Source organism: Gulosibacter sp., assembly GCF_052090685.1.
Classification (GTDB): domain Bacteria; phylum Actinomycetota; class Actinomycetes; order Actinomycetales; family Microbacteriaceae; genus Gulosibacter.
Window position 1 is genome coordinate 51,568 of sequence record NZ_JBQDBE010000013.1, and the last position, 16,929, is coordinate 68,496.

A 16,929-nucleotide genomic window follows, 5' to 3' on the forward strand; every position below is an offset into this window, starting at 1 on the left:
GCGTGCACGTGCGTCGCGCGCGTCGCGTCGCGTAATCATTGCACCTAGCGCTCATCATGGGTCGTACTTCACCCATGATGAGCGCCAGCTGCCCGACCTACGTTTTGCATGTCGTTGGCAGCAAAGCGTGCTGCCGTAATCATGGTTGGTAGCGGTCACCATGGTGGAAGTACGAACCATGATGACCGCTTGCTGCCCGACCTACAGATGGCGTGGCGGCTCGAGCACGGCGCGGTGCCGGGAGCACGTCGTGGCGACCGGAGTCTGGGGTCGTGCCGTAATCATGGTTGGTAGCGGTCATCATGGTTCAAGTACGAACCATGATGACCGCTGGCAGCCCGGTTTACACGGCACACAGGCACCACGGGCACGTATTGCGATGCGATGGCGCACACTCGGTGCGCAACTCTGGCGTATCGTTGGGCACACTAAATGCGCACCGCTGCCATATCCGGGTCCCATTCGAAGTGACTGCGCCAGTCTTTTGCTGAGCCCTGCTTCACCGGGAGCATGTCGTAACGTCCCAGCGGCGCCGGTAACTGTCGCGCCCGATCTTCCGCATTGCGCCACCGTTGAATGAACAACTCTGGTTGACGGAGCAATTGCCAGTCCCAGCGGAACAGCTCGTAGTTTGCATCGCGGAGTCCGTTTTCGCGTCGCTTTTCATCCATGACGACATCCGCCGCAGTCTTGGTGGCGGACGTTAGCGCCCCATACTTGATCCTTCCATCGAACTCGCCCAGCAAGCCATCGGGAGTTCCGAAGTCAGGCCGCCCAAGAAATCGGTTGTTGGACAGCAACAGGACCGACGGCTGAAGTAGCGGCAAGTCCATCCCGGCAGAAATCAGCAGACACCTACTCCAGGATTCGGCGAAACTCTCGCTGCGATCGGAAGCATGCGCTACGAGCCAACGCAGTTTTCTTCCGTTTCGTCGCGGCGACTGCAACGGTGCCAAATCGATCCCTCGGCTGCGTGCGGTGTCCGCAATCGCAAGAAGCTCATATAGTTCGAGAACCCCGGCGAGGTCCTGGATTGTTCGCAAAACCGACGTGCAGCGGATGCCGGAGACCTCGACGATGTCTTCATCAGATAGTTCGGCCTGATGCGAGATGATCCACTCGGTTGCGCGAGATTTCGCAGACCTCGTCACATGCACTCGGTCGGGCACCATCCGATAGCTGATCGGCAGGTCATGCAATATCGCGGCGCTCAAACCACTCACCACTGCTGCCGAAGTAGACATCGAAACCGCGATGACTTTTGCCGCATGCAGAATGATCGAATCAAGATCACCAATTTTGTCATTGTGGATCTGAAGGTATGCACCGCGGTAGATTCTCGCCCAGTTATTGCGGGCTGCCAATTGGTGGAGCGGAACTGTGGGTACTGACGCTGACTCAAACTGCCTTGCGAACAAGATCTGCATGGCGACAGTCAACGGGATTTCGACAGTTCGCGCTTAGAAGGACGCTCGACCTGTGGATGCGCAGGCTCACGAACGCAATTGTGGACAACTCGCATCCGCCGCGCGGAATCGGGGTAGGTCGTGGCATCGGGCGCATCGCCGCGGCGTCGGGTGCATGTCGCGGACTCGTAATCATGGTTGGTAGCGCTCAGCATGGTTGAAGTACGAACCATGAAGAGCGCTGGGTGCCCGGGTTACGTGCGGCGTGGCGGCCGCTGCATGGCGATGTCGGATGCGCTGCATGGCGAGATCGGATGCGTTGCAGGGCATCGTGAGCATGGTTGGTAGCGCTCAGCATGGTTGAAGTACGAACCATGAAGAGCGCTGGGTGCCCGGGTTACGCAGCGTGTGGCGGGTGCCGACGGCGCGCGGCAACGAGCGCGACGTGGTGGATGCGCGCCACGCGGCGGACAGGTGCGTGGACACCGGCGCCCGAGGCCGCCGTCGCGCCCCGAGCCTACTCCGCGTCGACGATTTCGAGCAGCTGGGTGCCTGCGGAGACGGTTTCGCCGGGGGTGCCGGTCAGACCGCGAATCAGGCCATCGCGGTGCGCGGCAAGGGGCTGTTCCATCTTCATCGCTTCAAGGACACACACGAGGTCGCCCTTCACCACGGCCTGGCCTTCTTCCACCGCAAACTTCACGATGGTCGCCTGCATCGGCGACTTCACGCTGTTGCCGGATGTCGTGGCAACAGCCCCGCGGGTGCGGCGGCGGGGTGCGTGGCCAGCCATGTTGCGGCCAACGCCGCCGTGCTCGAGGCCAGCAGAGATCACGAGCTGCTCGGGGAGCGACACCTCGATGCGCTTGTCATTCACCTCGACAACCACTTCGCGGCGCGAAGCCGGTCCGTCAGCCAGCTCCGCCTCGCCTGTCCAGGGTTCGATGGTGTTCTCGTAGTCGGTTTCAATCCAGCGGGTGAAGACCCCGAAGTTGCCGTCCGCAGCAGTGAACGCGGGCTGATTCACGACATCGCGGTGGAACGGAACCACGGTCGGCATCCCGACAACTTCGAATTCCTCGAGTGCTCGGCGCGAACGCTCGAGCGCTTCTTCACGGGTCGCCCCGGTGACGATGAGTTTCGCGAGCATGGAGTCGAAGGCGCCCGACACGGTGTCGCCCTGGCGGACGCCGGTGTCGATGCGTACGCCGGGGCCGGTGGGAGTCTCGAACGTCGTAATCTTGCCGGGTGCGGGGAGGAATCCGCGGCCCGGGTCCTCACCGTTGATGCGGAATTCAAAGGAATGTCCCTCGGCGACCGGGTCCTCATAGCCGAGTTCGGCGCCCTCTGCGATCCGGAACTGTTCGCGCACGAGATCAATGCCGGTGATCTGCTCCGAGACCGGATGCTCGACCTGCAGCCGCGTATTCACCTCGAGGAAGGCTACGGTGCCGTCGGCAGCGATCAAAAACTCGCAGGTGCCAGCGCCGACGTAGCCAACGTGCTTCAGGATGGCTTTGGATGCGCGATACATCTCCTCGACCTGAGCATCCGTGAGGAACGGTGCCGGCGCCTCTTCCACGAGCTTCTGATTGCGGCGCTGCAGGGAACAGTCTCGGGTGGAGACGACGACGACATTGCCATGCGCATCCGCGAGGCACTGCGTTTCAACGTGGCGTGGGCGATCGAGGAACTTCTCCACGAAGCATTCGCCGCGACCGAAGGCGGTGACCGCTTCTCGGGTAGCCGACTCGAACGCATCCGCGACTTCGCCTTCTTCGCGGACGACCTTGAGGCCGCGACCGCCACCGCCGTAGGCCGCCTTGATCGCAACCGGGAAGCCGTGCTCGGCGGTGAACGCGAGCACCTCGTCGGCACCGGATACGGGCTCCAGGGTTCCGGGGGCGAGGGGCGCGCCGACCTGTTCGGCGACGTGACGGGCGGTTACCTTGTCACCGAGCGCGTCAATAGCCTCGGGCGACGGACCGATCCAGATGAGCCCCGCATCGTGCACCGCGCGAGCGAAGTCCGAGTTTTCGGCGAGGAAGCCGTAGCCGGGATGCACCGCGTTCGCCCCGGAGCGGCGCGCAACGGAGAGCAGTTTCTCAATGACGAGATAGGTTTCGGCGCTCGTCGTGCCGCGCAGTGCGTAAGCCTCATCGGCGAGCCTCACGTGGGGAGCGTCACGGTCCTGGTCTGCGCACACAGCGACGGATGCGATTCCCGAGTCGCGAGCTGCGCGGATAATGCGGACGGCGATTTCGCCACGGTTGGCGATGAGGAGCTTTTCAATGCGAGGCATAATTCCCTAGCCTAGGGCGAATCGGGCGGATGGGCTTGGCGCAACTCCACAGTCTTAGGGGAGATATGACTGTGGAATCCTCCAGCAGCATTCGCTTGTGGGGCGGGCACAAGGAGTTTCCCGGCGCGATTGGTTTTCACATACAGTCCAAGATTATTTTGCTGATGCGCCATTGTCCGAGTTCTGTCAAGATTGACTGTTGCTCAAAAATGGGCACCGGGAGCAGCAAGACTCAGAAGGACTTCGCTCATGCTTTGGAAATTACTCGTGCAATACCTTCGCCCGAGTTGGCCTTACGTCGTCGGAGTCCTGGTGTTCCAGCTACTCCAGGCACTCGGGGCACTCTATCTGCCGACGCTCAACGCCGACATCATTAATAACGGTGTCGCGGTTGGCGATATCGGCTATATCTGGCGTGTCGGTTCGTACATGCTCCTCGTCGCGCTGCTGCAGGTACTCGCGAACATCATCGCAATCTGGTGCGGTGCGCGGGCGTCGATGCGTGCCGGCCAGCTCATCCGTCGCGATGTGTACGACCGTGTCGGCTCGTTCTCAGAACGCGAAGTGAGCCAGTTCGGTGCGGGCTCGCTCATCACCCGCAACACCAACGACGTGCAACAAGTGCAGATGCTCATTTTTATGACCTGCACGATGATGGTTTCCGCGCCGATGCTCGCGATCGGCGGCGTCTTTATGGCGCTGCGCGAGGACATCGGGCTCAGCTGGATCATCGCCGTTGCCGCGCCCCTGCTGCTGCTCTTTGTCGGGTTTATTGTCTGGCGGATGGTGCCGCTGTTCAGTCGCTACCAAGAGCGGCTCGACAATATCAACCGGGTGCTGCGTGAACAGCTCTCGGGTATCCGCGTCGTGCGGGCCTTCGTGCGCGAAGACATTGAGCGCGAGCGTTTCAAAGACGCGAACGAACGCATCATGGACACGGGCCGCAGGGTCGGTAACCTCTTCGTCGTCGTCTTCCCCGGCGCATCCATCGTGATGAATATCGCGATTGTTGCCGTGATTTGGTTCGGCGGCATCCAGGTTGATCAGGGCGAGGTGCAGATCGGCTCGCTCTTCGCCTATATCGCCTACGTCATGCAGATTCTGATGGGCGTGATCATGGTGAGCTTCCTCACGATGATGATTCCGCGCGCGGCCGTGTGTGCGACGCGAATCGGCGAGGTGCTCGACACCGAGAGCTCGCTCGTGATCGCCGACCGCGTGGTGTGCGACCAGCTCGCACCGGGGCTCGTGGAGTTCGACAATGTCGGCTTCGCCTATCCGGGAGCCGAACAGCCGGTGCTGCAGGACATCTCTTTTCGTGCGGAACCGGGGCAGACCGTCGCGATTATTGGATCAACCGGCGCCGGTAAATCGACGCTGGTGAATCTGGTGCCGCGGCTCTTCGACACCACCACCGGCGAGGTTCGGGTCGGCGGGGTTCCGGTACAGGATGCGGACCCCAACGTGTTGTGGGGATCAATCGGCTTGGTACCACAGCGGCCATTCCTCTTTTCCGGCACCGTCGCATCCAATCTCGAATTTGGTCGCGAGGGTGCTACCGAAGCGGAAATGTGGCGCGCACTCGAGATCGCCCAGGCCGCGGACTTCGTTCGAGAAATGCCGGGACAGCTGGATGCGAAGATCGCGCAGGGCGGTACCAACGTATCGGGTGGGCAGCGGCAACGGCTTTCGATTGCGCGAGCGATCATTCACGAACCCGAGTTGCTCGTCTTCGACGACTCCTTCTCAGCGCTCGACCTCACCACCGACGCGCGGCTGCGTGCCGCGCTTTGGCGCGAACTGCGCGAGGTCACGAAACTCGTGGTCGCGCAGCGCGTGTCCACCATCATCGACGCCGACCGGATTGTGGTGCTCGATAACGGCCGCATCGTCGGCACCGGAACGCACGACGAACTCGTGGACACGAACCAGACCTATCAAGAGATCGTGTCCTCACAGCTTTCCGCGGAGGCACAGTCATGAGTGAATTGAAGAATCAGCAAGTCGATAACGCCGCCGAGTCTGAGGATGAATTCGACGAGCAGGCGATCGCCGCGGCAGCCGCAATGGGCGCGGAGGGCGCCGATACGCGCCCGGCAGAGCATTTCTGGCCGAGCTTCAAGCGACTACTTGGGCTGCTGAAGCCCTGGGCGTGGGTGTTTGGGGCGGCCTCGCTCCTCGGTGTGTTCTGGGTGATTCTCACGGTGACCGCGCCGAAGATCCTCGGTGAAGCCACGAACATCATCTTCGAGGGTGTGATTTCCTCGCAGATGCCGGTGGGTACCACGCAGCAAGAAGTCGCTGACACCCTCCGTGCAAGCGGCGAGGAAGAATTCGCGAGCATGGTCGAGGCCATGGTCGGCTTCGTTCCCGGCGAGGGAGTGGATTTCTACCGACTCTCGCAGACGCTGCTCTGGGTGCTCGGAATCTATGCCCTGGCGAACATCCTCGACTGGGCTTCGGGGTACCTTCTTAACGGTGTTGTCGTGAAGGCAATGTACGGCCTGCGTCGCAGCGTGGAGGAGAAGATTCACCGCCTGCCGCTGAGCTACTTCGACCGGGTTCGCCGCGGTGAGCTCCTTAGCCGCGTCACCAACGACGTGGACAACATCACCAACGCACTGCAGCAATCCCTGATCTACGCACTCACCTCGATCCTGACGGTGATCGGCGTGCTCGTGATGATGTTCTCGATCTCCTGGCAGCTCGCACTCGTCGCACTCGTGGTGCTCCCCATTACCGGTGGAATTTTTGCCGTCATTGGGCCGCGCTCCCAGCGCAGCTTCGCGAAGCAGTGGCGGAGCACCGGCAAACTCAATAGCCGCGTTGAAGAGTCCTTCGCAGGTCACGCACTCGTACGGGTATACGGTCGCGAAGAGGACATGCGCAAGCAGTTTGCCGCCGAAAACGAAGACCTCTTCGAAGCATCCTTCAAGGCGCAGTTCCTCTCGGGCATGATGATGCCGCTGATGATGTTCGCCGGCAACCTCTCCTACGTGGGCATTGCCGTGCTTGGCGGGCTGCAGGTTGCGAGCGGGCAGCTGCGACTTGGCGATATTCAGGCGTTCATTCAGTATTCGCAGCAGTTCACGCAGCCGCTCGCGCAGCTTGGCGGGATGGCGACGACCGTGCAGTCGGCCACCGCTTCGGCAGAACGCGTCTTCGAGCTTCTGGATGCGGAAGAAGAAGATCCGGATGCGGCTGACGCGCCGGCACTAGAGCCTGGTCCCGGCCGGATCGAGTTCAAGGACGTGCAGTTCTCTTACGACCCGGAGCGCGAACTCATTCGCGATCTGACGTTCTCGGTGGAGCCGGGACAGACCGTGGCGATTGTTGGTCCTACGGGTGCGGGGAAGACCACGCTCGTGAACCTGATTATGCGGTTCTACGAACTCAATGGCGGCTCGATCGAGCTGGATGGTCAGGTCACCGGCGATCTTCGCCGTCACGACGTGCGTGCTCGCACCGGCATGGTGCTGCAGGATCCGTGGCTTTTCCAGGGTTCGATTCTCGAGAACATCCGCTACGGGCGCCAGGACGCGTCGGATGCAGAGGTCATCGCCGCCGCAGAAGCGACCTTCGTCGACCGCTTCGCGCGCGCGTTACCGGATGGCTACGAGACCGTCCTCGATGAGGAAGCGTCGAACGTGTCTGCGGGCGAGAAACAGCTCATTACGATTGCGCGCGCCTTTGTCGCGGACCCTGCCGTGCTCATCCTGGATGAGGCCACGAGCTCGGTGGATACCCGCACCGAACTGCTGCTCCAGCACGCGATGAACGCACTGCGTGAGGGCCGCACGAGCTTCGTGATCGCGCACCGTCTGTCGACGATCCGCGATGCCGACCTCATCCTCGTGATGGAAAACGGTCGCATTGTCGAAAAGGGCAATCACGACTCGCTGCTCGCCGCGGAAGGTGCGTACTGGCGCCTGTACCAGTCGCAGTTCTCGGGTGCGGCGGTTGATCTGGATGCGGAGGAAGAGGCACTGACGGGCTCGGTTCCGGTGGCAGCGGGATCGGGTTCGGTTGCGACTGGATCTGTATCGACGGGTGCCGCGTCGACGGGACCGGTACCGACTGTGCCGGGCGCTAATCCACCGACGACTGGTCCGATTCCGACCACCGATTCCAAATGAGATGGACAGGAAACCGAGCCGGCCGTGACGCAAATCGCGGTCGGCTCGGCTGGCCGGGTGTCCTGGCATTGCTGGCCATCCCGGTGCCGGCGATCGCGTGTTGGAGCATCGTGTTCGTAGGCACACCCTCGGCCGAGGAACCCGCGAGTCCGCAACTGCGGGTCATCATGCTCGGCCTCGCGCTGCTGCTGACTGCGGTTTGGTTGCTGTTGCTTACGCCCGTGTTCCCTGAGCGCGTCACGCGGTTGCTCACGCTGCCGAGTCTTGTCATGCTCTTCGGCGGGTTCGCGCTGATAGGTGTCGGTTTTCTCTGGATGGCTGTTGAGCGACTCGTCACCGCTGAGGGGGATGCAGGCGAGAACGTCATGTTCATCGTTTTCGGGATCCTGATTATGGCGATACCGCTCTTGTTCCTGTTTCGTAGGCGCATCCCCGGCACTGACGCTTATCGGGGCGGGCGGAGCCGTGATCAGCCGAGGTGACGCGGCTGGGTGCCGGCTCTGACGGGGCCTGGCACTGACGGGACGCTGGTGCTGACGGGACGCCAGCTCCGGTGGGACGCCGGAAGCCATGACGTACGCCGCCGTTACGCGGAGCCCTGCTCTCACCCGGGCACCTAGCGCTCATCATGGTCCGTACTTCAACCATGATCAGCGCTACCAACCATGCTTACGTAGGCCGTGCCTTGCGTGCGCCGCCAAACCACGCCACGACACCGACGGTGCGGTTGCGCCGCCGTCACGCGGAGCTCGGCTCTTACCCGGGCACCTAGCGCTCATCATGGTTCGTACTTCAACCATGATCAGCGCTACCAACCATGCTTACGTAGGTCGTGCCTTGCGTGCGCCGCCAAACCACGCCACTACACCGACGGTGCGGTTGCGCCGCAGAGCGCCACCGGCATCTCAGGATGCGGCGCCCGGCCGGTTCCACAGGCTCGGCCACTCGTAGCCGAGCTGTTTGGTGAGGTTTCGGACCACCGGCAAGGAAATGCCGATCACGGTCGAAGGGTCGCCCGAGATTCGCTCGATGAAGGCGCCACCGAGAGAGTCGATGGTGAAGGCACCGGCCACCCACAGGGGTTCTTGCGAGGCAATATACGCCTCAATCTCTTCGTCGCTGAGGTCACCAACGAAGGTCACTTCTGCGGACTTGACGGCGCCGACGCCTTCGCTGACTGCGCCGGGCGTGCCATTTGCGGTGGCACCAGTCGACCCTGCCGTGCGGTCAACGAGCCAGTGCCCCGACCAGAGCGTCCCGGTGCGGCCGCGCTGCATTTCCCAGCGTTCCCGGGCAACTTCGGCGGATCCGGGTTTGCCGTAGATTTTGCCATCCACCTCGAACATCGAGTCGCCGCCGAGTACGAGACCGTCGTGCGCATCCCGCTCTTCGCCGTCGGCCACGGCGAGTGCCTTCGCGCGCGCAAGCGTCAGGACCGTCTCGGCGGGCGTGAGCGGACCATTCGAGGCGAGCACCGCATCCTCATCGACCGCTGAAGGTCGAACGACCGGTTCGATACCGGCGTTCCGCAGCACTTCGAGGCGGGCGGGCGAGGTCGAGGCGAGAATCAAACGCATGGGGACCAGCATATTCGGCCTGCGCTGAGCGACACTTACGATTGTGGGCATGCCGATTTTTCTGTACGCGCTCGCGCTCGTGTCTGAGGGCGCTGGTGTTTAACCCCCGTAGTTGCCGCGGGGTCGTGGCGTTGATCACGACGCCCTTGATATTGGTGGCGCTCGTGGTTGGGATATTCGACGACTACGGTGAGTTGACGATCGCCCAAATGGTGCTTTTCCCGGCCTTCGGGATGCTTTTTCTGTGCGGGTGGCTGTTTGTGCTGTCTGCCTATACGCCCGAACGCTTCGGCCGCTGGGTGACTCGAATCAACCTCGTGCTCATGCCGATTGGGGTCGCGTGGCTCGCCGTTGGCACTATTTGGTTCGGTATTGAAGCGCTGCAGCGCGGCACTCCCGAGCCACCGACCCCGTACATCATGATCCTCGTCGGGGTTTTTCTCATTGTTGCCGCCGGGTTGCTCGTGTTCCGGAAGCTGCTGCCGTGGAATCGCGGTGACTCGCTCCCCACGGGGCGTCAGTATGGGCAACGGCGCGTCGCGTCGCGCGTTCGATTGGTGAATCACCTGGGTGAGATTCGAGAATTCAACCTCGACACGTCGGTGTCGCAGAATGATCTGCAGAATAGTCGAGGGAAGGTGGTCGCGTCGCGGCTCGCCTGGGCCTTGGCCGAAGCCGGGCTCGAGGATGAGATCGAAGTGGTGCCTGAGGGTGTGTCGATCTCTTCGTGGGATCTCCTGGCAACCGAATTGACCGGGTCGGGTCGGATCACGCTGAAACTGCCGCGGGCTGCGATGCGTGTCCAAGAACTTTGGGACGCGGCGCAGCCCACGGGGCGTTAGCCAGGTTGCGCGGATCAGCTACGCAATGCCGCGGAACTCCGGCGGCAAAACCTGCGACGCGACCTCGGATGACACGACGCCGCTGATCGTTGCGGTGCCGGTGTCGCAGACCGAAACATATTCAGATTCGGCATCACTGCCCTGTGAGGCGACCTCGTAGACCTCGCAGCGCTCATTGGATGCGATCGGTTCGCCGTCGGGGACGGCATCTTCAGTAGGTTCTCCTGGCTGCCACTCGATACCGTCGCAGGCATGGGTGTAGTCGCCCTCGGCAGCGCCGGTCGCGAGCGGCTGATCAAGCTGGTAGAGGCCGTCGAAACCGCTTCGCTCGACGCCGAATGCGGGTTCCTGCCCGCTTTCGAGCGGTTCGAAGAACATTGAGCAGGATGCGGTGGTGTTGGCGACGTGGTCATTCGCATCCTCTTCACGCAACTGCGCATTAAAATCCTGCAGTGTTGCGTCGTCTGCGCTGAGGTCGCCGGTGATAATCAGTAGCCAGCCGTCGCCCTTAATGAGCGACTGGCTTGACGCATCCGGAGCCTCAAATTCCCGGTGGAAAAGTTCGGCACCGGCCTCGGTCGTGGTGGGCTCAGACAGGGTCTGGCCGACGTTATCGATTGACTCGCCATCTTCCGGCGAGAACTCGACGTACTCGAAGGTCGTAATCGTGTCGGAGGCCGAGTCTAAGATTTCGCAGGAAAGGCCGCGATCGGCGGTGATCGTCACGCTGGTGTCAGGGAGGGAGATTTCATATGCGCGATCGGTGACGGCAACCTGTTCGGTGAGGCCGAGGTCGGGGCCGGCCATGGCGAGCAGCTCGTCGTTGGGCAGGATGGAGGCACAGTTGAGTTCGCCGTTGGACGCGGCTTCGTCTCCCGTACCTTCGTCGGCAGTCTGTTGATCGGTTTCGGATGTGTCGGATGCGGAGCCGCCTGCTTGCGATTCGGCCGGGCTGCCGGTGTCTTCGACCGCACCGAATTCGTCGGTGCCGGTCGAAGTTGAGCACCCTGCGAGCACGAGGCCGGTCAGGGCTGCTGCGGCGAGTGTGATGGATTTCCGGTTAGCATTCACGATTGCTCCAATGTTGCGGTCGATGTGCTTGGCGGAGGATTTGTTCGACCGTAAAAGACGCTGCTGACCGGGCGCACAAAAGATTGTGTGGATGCTCGCGGTTGGGAACTTTCCCACGTGGCGGTGCATCCGGGGTTGGCATTCTGTATGGCGCCTGCGGTTGGCACCGCCGATTGGCACCTCGCGCACCTGCCAGCAGCCTGCGCCGCCGACCCGTCCGCAGCAGTGTCGCCGACCTACCTGCAGCCTGCGCCGCCGACTTACCATCAGCCTGCGCGCTTCCGGACGCGACCAACGTAGGCTTGAGCACGTGACTGAACCAATCGCATCCAGCCCAGAACTCGCCGAAGGCGACGTTGTTGAACTCGTCGTCGGTGAAGTCGCCCACGGCGGCATTTTCGTTGCCCGCCACGATTCCGGGCGGGTGGTGTTCGTGTCGGATACCCTTCCGGGCGAGCGGGTGCGTGCGCGCGTCACGGAAGTGAAAAAGCGCTTTGCTCGCGCAGAAACTCTCGAAGTCCTCGACGCTGCCTCACAGCGACAAACACACGTATGGGCTGAGGCGGCGGTTGATCGTGCGCCGGAACTACGTCCAGGTGGCGCAGAATTTGGCCACATGTTGCCGGCATTCGGCCGCGAGCTCAAACGACGCGTATTGCAGGATGCGCTTTCGCGTTTTGGCGGCGTCGATCTCCCCGTCGAGGTCAACGGCCTTTCCGGGGACGACGAAACGCGGGGCACCGGCTGGCGCACCCGCGCGACGCTGCACGTCGATGAAGCCGGACGGGTGGGGCCCTTCGCGGCGCGTTCCCACCAGGTGGTTGACGTGCATAGCCTGCCGCTTGTCTTTCCCGACATCGAAGAGCTGGCGCTGCAGATCATCGCGAAAGGATACATGGGCCCCGGGCGCATCGATTTTGTTGCCCCGGCCGATTTTGAGGTGCGGATGCGCCCGCGGGTGAAGGGTGCCTCTACTCGCAAGCCCGAATTGCTGCGCGAGCGGGTGGGTAAACGAGAGTTCGTCGTTTCCGAAGATGGGTTCTGGCAGGTACACCGGCTCGCGGCCGAGACGCTTTACTCCGCGGTGAAGGATGCGATCGATCGCGATCGCTTTGACGTATCGGCGCAGCACTTCGATCTGTTTGGTGGGGTGGGGCTGCTCGGTGCTGCAGTTGCCGAACTGGCCGGTAAGGATGCGCGACTCGAGACCGTGGAAGCGGCCGCGGCCGTGACCGAACTTGCAACCGAAAACCTTTCGGAATGGTCCGGGGCAACGGCGAAGACCGGACGCGTTGATCGCTATCTGCAGGATGTTCTTGCGGGAAGCGCGGATGCGCTTTCGGCTGCGCGGGCTGGCACCGTCGTGCTCGACCCGCCGCGTGCCGGTGCCAAACTGGATGTGATCGAGCCGCTCACTCAACTTGCGCCGCAGCAGATCGTCTACGTGGCCTGCGATCCGGTGGCACTTGGCCGTGATACCGCGCTGCTGCGTGAACGCGGCTACGAACTCACGCGACTTCGCGCCTTCGATCTCTTCCCTAACACGCACCACGTCGAAGCCGTCGCAACCTTCTTGAGCGCGTAGCCGCCGTCGCAGCGCCTGGCCGCCGTCGCAGCGCCTGGCCGCCGTCGCAGCGCCTCGCCGCCCGCCTCCGCCTCTGCAGAGTGGTCACTCGTTGGTGTTATTGCTTCGGATAACCCCAAGTATTGACCACTCTGTAAGGAGGAGATATCTAACGCTTTGCAGAGTGGTCACTGGTTGGGGTCATTCGTGCGAATTCCAACAAGTATTGACCACTTTGCGGGGAAGCGGAGTGGGTACTTTGCGGGGCGGGGAGTGGTACTTGGCAGGGGCAGGCGCAGGTAAAGACTTGGCCGAGGGGTGTCTCCGCGGAGACTACCGATACCGACCAAAGAGTGGGTCGCCGGCGCGCATCCCGCCCTGCAGGTAGCGCTGCGAGCGCGTCCAGGGCGACAAACGCTCCGGAATGTCGCGGGGACGGTCGGCGGCGACGCCACCTTCGAAGAGCACCGCGAGTGTCGCGGCAACCGCGCCGAGCTCCTCCTCGGTTGGGTTGCCGCGAACCAGCGCCGCATTGCCCGGCTCGAGGGAGTCGGTGATATCGAGGTCGGGGATATTGACCTTGGGTGATTTGGCCCCGTATTGCTCAGCCATTAGAGCGGAATGTTCCCGTGCTTCTTGGGTGGAATGGATGCGCGCTTCGACGCCAGCGACCGCAGCGCCTTCGTCACGGTCAGGCGGGTCGAGGCGGGCTCTATGATCGAGTCGAGCTCACCGCGCTCTGCCGCAAGGTACGGCGAGGCAACGCTGTAGGTGTACTCGTCGGCGAGCTTCTTGCCGAGGGCAGCGGAATCCTCACCGTTCTCGACGGCGGCAGCGATATCGCGACGGTACAGGATGTTCACGGCACCCGATCCACCCATCACGGCAATCTCGGCGGTCGGCCAGGCCACGTTGAAGTCGGCACCGAGCTGCTTCGAACCCATGACGATGTACGCACCACCATAGGCCTTGCGCAGGATCACGGTCACCAGCGGCACAGTCGCCTCAGCGTATGCGTACAGCAGCTTCGCACCGCGACGGATGACTCCGGACCACTCCTGGTCGGTCCCGGGGAGGTAGCCCGGCACATCCACCAGCGTCAGAATTGGAATCGAAAACGAGTCGCACATCCGCACGAACCGAGCGGCTTTCTCACCCGCATCAATATTCAGCGTGCCAGCCATTTGGTTTGGCTGGTTCGCGATAATGCCGATCGGTGAGCCGTCGATGCGCGCGAAACCGACCACGATATTCGGCGCAAAGAGCTCCTGCAATTCGAGAAATTCACCATCGTCAACGATCGTCTCGATGACTTTCAGCACGTCGTAGGGCTGCGAAGGCGAGTCGGGGATGATCTCGTTGAGCACGCGGTCCCGGTCGGTGATCTCAAGTTCCGGCGTGGAGTCATAACGGGGAAGCTCCGCGAGGTTGTTGTCGGGGAGGTAGCTGATGAGGTTACGCGCGAAGTCGAGCGCATCCTCTTCATCAGCCGCGAGATAGTGCGAGACACCCGTGGTGCGGCTGTGCGAAAGCGCGCCGCCGAGGTCCTCCATCTCCACGTCTTCACCGGTCACGGTCTTGATGACGTCCGGCCCGGTGACGAACATGTGGCTCTTCTTATCGACCATGATTACCACGTCGGTGAGCGCGGGCGAATACACCGCACCGCCGGCGGCGGGACCCATCACGATGGAGATCTGTGGGATGACGCCTGAAGCCATCGTGTTGAGCTTGAAGATTTCACCGTACTTCCCGAGCGCAATCACACCCTCCTGGATGCGCGCCCCGCCCGAGTCGAGAATGCCAAAGATCGGCACGCCAGCCTTGAGCGCGTACTCCATGATCTTGATGATTTTTTCACCGGCGACTTCGCCGAGCGAACCACCAAAGACCGTGAAGTTCTGCGAGTACACCGCAACATTGCGGCCGTGGATCGTGCCGGTGCCGATCACAACCGAGTCGCCGTAGGGCCGATTCTTGTCCATCCCAAACGCGGTCGTGCGATGGCGGACATACTCGTCCATCTCCACGAACGAGCCGGGGTCGAGCAATGCCTTAATGCGCTCGCGGGCGGTATTCTTGCCCTTCGCGTGTTGCTTGGTGGCAGCGCGTTCTTCAGCGTCAGTGACGGCCTCGGCGTAGCGGCGCTTGAGATCTTGGATACGGCCAGCAGTCGTCAGATCTGGCTGGTCGCTCGCAGCAGCGTTGTCATTCATCCTCCCCACCTTATACGCGCGAGTGGCTTCTGATGTGGATGGAACCGCGAATGATCCACGCGAAAGACTGTGGGAACCTCCAATCTCGGATCCCACGCATCCTTCAAGCCGCGACCCGATACCGTTGAACCCACTATCGCCCGCTGAGTCGGCGAAGGAATCCGGAGATTACGAATGCCAGAACTCATCGACGTGCCACTCGAGGGCCAGTCCGTCGCGACAATCGAATGGCACGATGAGGTGGACTCCACGAACGACCTCATGCGCCGCCGATTCACCGACGAGGATGAAGACTTCGCTCCCTTCGCGTCCATCGCCACGGGTTCGCAGACCAGCGGTCGCGGCCGCTTCGAGCGCGAGTGGCTCGCTCCCGCGGGCACCTCGGTGGCGATTTCGACCTATGTCGAGTTCCCGGCGGATGCGGCGCGCCAGTCGATCGGTTGGGTTACCTTGGCCGCCGGTGTGGCACTGCGGGATGCGCTGGTCGGGCTCGCGCCGGAAGTGGCCTCGCGCGTGGGCATTAAATGGCCGAATGATGTCCAGATCGACGGCCGAAAGGTCTCGGGGATTCTTGGTGAGCTGCTCGGGGTGGTCGACGGCGGTGCGCGATTTGCCTGTGTGGTTGGCGTTGGCGTAAACCTTGCGACCCCCCAAGGTGGTTTGCCGTTCCCGAACGCCATTGCCCTCGATGAGGTGGGTGTCTCGGTGTCTCCGCAGAGTCTTGCCGAAGCATTTGTGCGGGCGCTCGCGGCGCGGGTGACCGAGCTGTCGAGGACGCAGGGGAATGCGGATGCATCCGGGCTGCGTGATGATCTCGTGTTGCATTGCAATACGATTGGCGCGCGGGTGCGCGTGACGTTGCCGGATGACGCTGATCTCGTTGGTATTGCGATTGGTATCGGTGCGGACGGAACACTTGAGGTTCGCGACGATCTCGGTCAAGCTCATTCCGTAAACGCGGGCGATGTAGAGCACGTCCGCCCGGCCGACAACTCGCAGGAGGGTGAGTGACGCAATTTCCACCACCCGGATTCGGGCAGCCCATGCCGCAGCGACCCCGCGGGGCCGGCGAGACGTGGATGGACCGGCCGCTGAATCAGCCGCCGCATCACCTGCCGCACCTGCAGGCGCCCGGGCCCGCAGGTGGTGGGCCGGCAGGAGTGTCGAACCCGCAGCAGGGTCCGGGGCAGTGGATGCAGGACGGGCAATCGGCTCCGGGACAGTTTCCCGGGCAGGCTCCGGGCCAGCACCTTGACCCGAGCCAGCCACCGATGCCGGGCCAGCCACCGATCTCGGACCAGCAACAACCGCAGCCTGCCGCACCCGAGCTACCGACGCATCCTGCCCGGCCCGAATTTCGGATCGCCGCGATCCGCCAGCATGCCCGACGCACGATTATTCCCTCGCTCATCCTGATCGCGGCGGGCGCCGTCATCGGCTACAGCTTCCGCGGACTGCGTGAACCGGGTGACTGGACGACGTGGGCGATTATTGCGGGTGCGGTGGCGCTCGTTTTTGGCGTCGCGCCAATCATCGCCTGGCTGCGTCATCGCTATCAGGTCACGACGGTGCGCACCGTGTCGCGCCGTGGCCTGTTCAAAGCGGCGAAGCGCGAAATTGCACATCATCAGGTAACGAAAGTCGTGATGCGGCGCAACTGGTGGCAAGCGCTGTTCGGCTCGGGCAATATCGAGTTGACGGCGGTGAATGGGCGCGTGTTTGAGATGCGCGACGTACCGAACTCGGTGACCGTGGCGCAAGCGTTGCGGGAACTCACCGGCAACGTTAATCGTGCTGGTGAAGCGGAGTAGCGCT

At 62.6% G+C, this 16,929-nt stretch carries 13 protein-coding genes; 7 read left to right on the forward strand and 6 right to left on the reverse strand.

The annotated features are described in order from the left end of the window. Positions 1 to 428: 428 nt before the first annotated feature. Positions 429 to 1,427, reverse strand: coding sequence for a hypothetical protein (locus ACTHXA_RS09965; RefSeq protein WP_441671900.1), 999 nt, complete (start codon positions 1,425 to 1,427; stop codon positions 429 to 431). Positions 1,428 to 1,923: 496 nt separating this feature from the next. Next, on the reverse strand, positions 1,924 to 3,708 hold the full coding sequence (locus ACTHXA_RS09970) for an acetyl/propionyl/methylcrotonyl-CoA carboxylase subunit alpha (RefSeq protein ID WP_441671902.1): 1,785 nt from the start codon (positions 3,706 to 3,708) through the stop codon (positions 1,924 to 1,926). A 249-nt stretch (positions 3,709 to 3,957) separates the two neighbouring features. Here ACTHXA_RS09970 and ACTHXA_RS09975 point away from each other — a divergent pair, with 249 nt between their 5' ends. Genes ACTHXA_RS09975 through ACTHXA_RS09985 form a run of 3 tightly spaced genes read left to right on the forward strand, consistent with a single transcriptional unit; the run spans position 3,958 to position 8,326 of the window. Continuing rightward, a complete protein-coding gene (locus tag ACTHXA_RS09975; RefSeq protein WP_441671904.1) occupies positions 3,958 to 5,691 on the forward strand; it encodes an ABC transporter ATP-binding protein in 1,734 nt (577 codons plus the stop codon). Then, positions 5,688 to 7,844 carry an ABC transporter ATP-binding protein gene (locus ACTHXA_RS09980; RefSeq protein ID WP_441671906.1) on the forward strand — a complete coding sequence of 719 codons (2,157 nt, stop codon included), beginning with the start codon at positions 5,688 to 5,690 and terminating at the stop codon, positions 7,842 to 7,844. Before ACTHXA_RS09975 ends, ACTHXA_RS09980 begins: the two co-directional genes overlap by 4 nt. After that, positions 7,841 to 8,326: a hypothetical protein gene (locus tag ACTHXA_RS09985; protein WP_441671908.1), complete on the forward strand. Its 486-nt coding sequence runs from the start codon at positions 7,841 to 7,843 to the stop codon at positions 8,324 to 8,326. Before ACTHXA_RS09980 ends, ACTHXA_RS09985 begins: the two co-directional genes overlap by 4 nt. A gap of 423 nt (positions 8,327 to 8,749) precedes the next feature. Here ACTHXA_RS09985 and ACTHXA_RS09990 read toward each other — a convergent pair whose 3' ends face one another. After that, positions 8,750 to 9,421, reverse strand: coding sequence for a Maf family protein (locus ACTHXA_RS09990; RefSeq protein ID WP_441671910.1), 672 nt, complete (start codon positions 9,419 to 9,421; stop codon positions 8,750 to 8,752). Positions 9,422 to 9,546: 125 nt separating this feature from the next. Between ACTHXA_RS09990 and ACTHXA_RS09995 the strand changes: the two genes are divergently transcribed. After that, positions 9,547 to 10,263, forward strand: coding sequence for a hypothetical protein (locus ACTHXA_RS09995; protein WP_441671912.1), 717 nt, complete (start codon positions 9,547 to 9,549; stop codon positions 10,261 to 10,263). Positions 10,264 to 10,281: 18 nt separating this feature from the next. On the opposite strand, the gene ACTHXA_RS10000 is transcribed toward ACTHXA_RS09995, so the two are convergent. Beyond that, positions 10,282 to 11,334: a hypothetical protein gene (locus ACTHXA_RS10000; RefSeq protein ID WP_441671914.1), complete on the reverse strand. Its 1,053-nt coding sequence runs from the start codon at positions 11,332 to 11,334 to the stop codon at positions 10,282 to 10,284. A 310-nt stretch (positions 11,335 to 11,644) separates the two neighbouring features. On the opposite strand from ACTHXA_RS10000, the gene ACTHXA_RS10005 reads away from it, so the two are divergent. After that, positions 11,645 to 12,919 (forward strand): class I SAM-dependent RNA methyltransferase, encoded by a 1,275-nt coding sequence (locus tag ACTHXA_RS10005; protein WP_441671916.1) that lies wholly within the window; start codon positions 11,645 to 11,647, stop codon positions 12,917 to 12,919. A 312-nt stretch (positions 12,920 to 13,231) separates the two neighbouring features. Here ACTHXA_RS10005 and ACTHXA_RS10010 read toward each other — a convergent pair whose 3' ends face one another. Both ACTHXA_RS10010 and ACTHXA_RS10015 read right to left on the reverse strand, forming a co-directional pair. Continuing rightward, the gene (locus ACTHXA_RS10010) at positions 13,232 to 13,510 is read right to left on the reverse strand and encodes an acyl-CoA carboxylase subunit epsilon (RefSeq protein WP_441671918.1); all 279 of its coding nucleotides are present in this window, start codon (positions 13,508 to 13,510) and stop codon (positions 13,232 to 13,234) included. Further along, complete coding sequence (locus ACTHXA_RS10015; RefSeq protein ID WP_441671920.1) at positions 13,510 to 15,114, reverse strand: acyl-CoA carboxylase subunit beta; 1,605 nt, start codon at positions 15,112 to 15,114, stop codon at positions 13,510 to 13,512. Before ACTHXA_RS10015 ends, ACTHXA_RS10010 begins: the two co-directional genes overlap by 1 nt. 174 nt (positions 15,115 to 15,288) lie before the next feature. Between ACTHXA_RS10015 and ACTHXA_RS10020 the strand changes: the two genes are divergently transcribed. Both ACTHXA_RS10020 and ACTHXA_RS10025 read left to right on the forward strand, forming a co-directional pair. After that, positions 15,289 to 16,125: a biotin--[acetyl-CoA-carboxylase] ligase gene (locus ACTHXA_RS10020; RefSeq protein ID WP_441671922.1), complete on the forward strand. Its 837-nt coding sequence runs from the start codon at positions 15,289 to 15,291 to the stop codon at positions 16,123 to 16,125. Further along, positions 16,122 to 16,925, forward strand: a complete 804-nt coding sequence (locus ACTHXA_RS10025; protein WP_441671924.1) for a PH domain-containing protein — start codon at positions 16,122 to 16,124, stop codon at positions 16,923 to 16,925. Before ACTHXA_RS10020 ends, ACTHXA_RS10025 begins: the two co-directional genes overlap by 4 nt. Positions 16,926 to 16,929 lie beyond the last annotated feature (4 nt).

Bases quoted from the DNA above. Each gene is read 5' to 3' on its own strand.
- ACTHXA_RS10015 (WP_441671920.1), bottom strand. From the start codon at position 15,114: ATGAATGACAACGCTGCTGCGAGCGACCAGCCAGATCTGACGACTGCT.
- ACTHXA_RS09990 (WP_441671910.1), bottom strand. From the start codon at position 9,421: ATGCGTTTGATTCTCGCCTCGACCTCGCCCGCCCGCCTCGAAGTGCTG.
- ACTHXA_RS10010 (WP_441671918.1), bottom strand. From the start codon at position 13,510: ATGGCTGAGCAATACGGGGCCAAATCACCCAAGGTCAATATCCCCGAC.
- ACTHXA_RS09965 (WP_441671900.1), bottom strand. From the start codon at position 1,427: ATGCAGATCTTGTTCGCAAGGCAGTTTGAGTCAGCGTCAGTACCCACA.
- ACTHXA_RS09975 (WP_441671904.1), top strand. From the start codon at position 3,958: ATGCTTTGGAAATTACTCGTGCAATACCTTCGCCCGAGTTGGCCTTAC.
- ACTHXA_RS10020 (WP_441671922.1), top strand. From the start codon at position 15,289: ATGCCAGAACTCATCGACGTGCCACTCGAGGGCCAGTCCGTCGCGACA.
- ACTHXA_RS09970 (WP_441671902.1), bottom strand. From the start codon at position 3,708: ATGCCTCGCATTGAAAAGCTCCTCATCGCCAACCGTGGCGAAATCGCC.
- ACTHXA_RS09980 (WP_441671906.1), top strand. From the start codon at position 5,688: ATGAGTGAATTGAAGAATCAGCAAGTCGATAACGCCGCCGAGTCTGAG.
- ACTHXA_RS09985 (WP_441671908.1), top strand. From the start codon at position 7,841: ATGAGATGGACAGGAAACCGAGCCGGCCGTGACGCAAATCGCGGTCGG.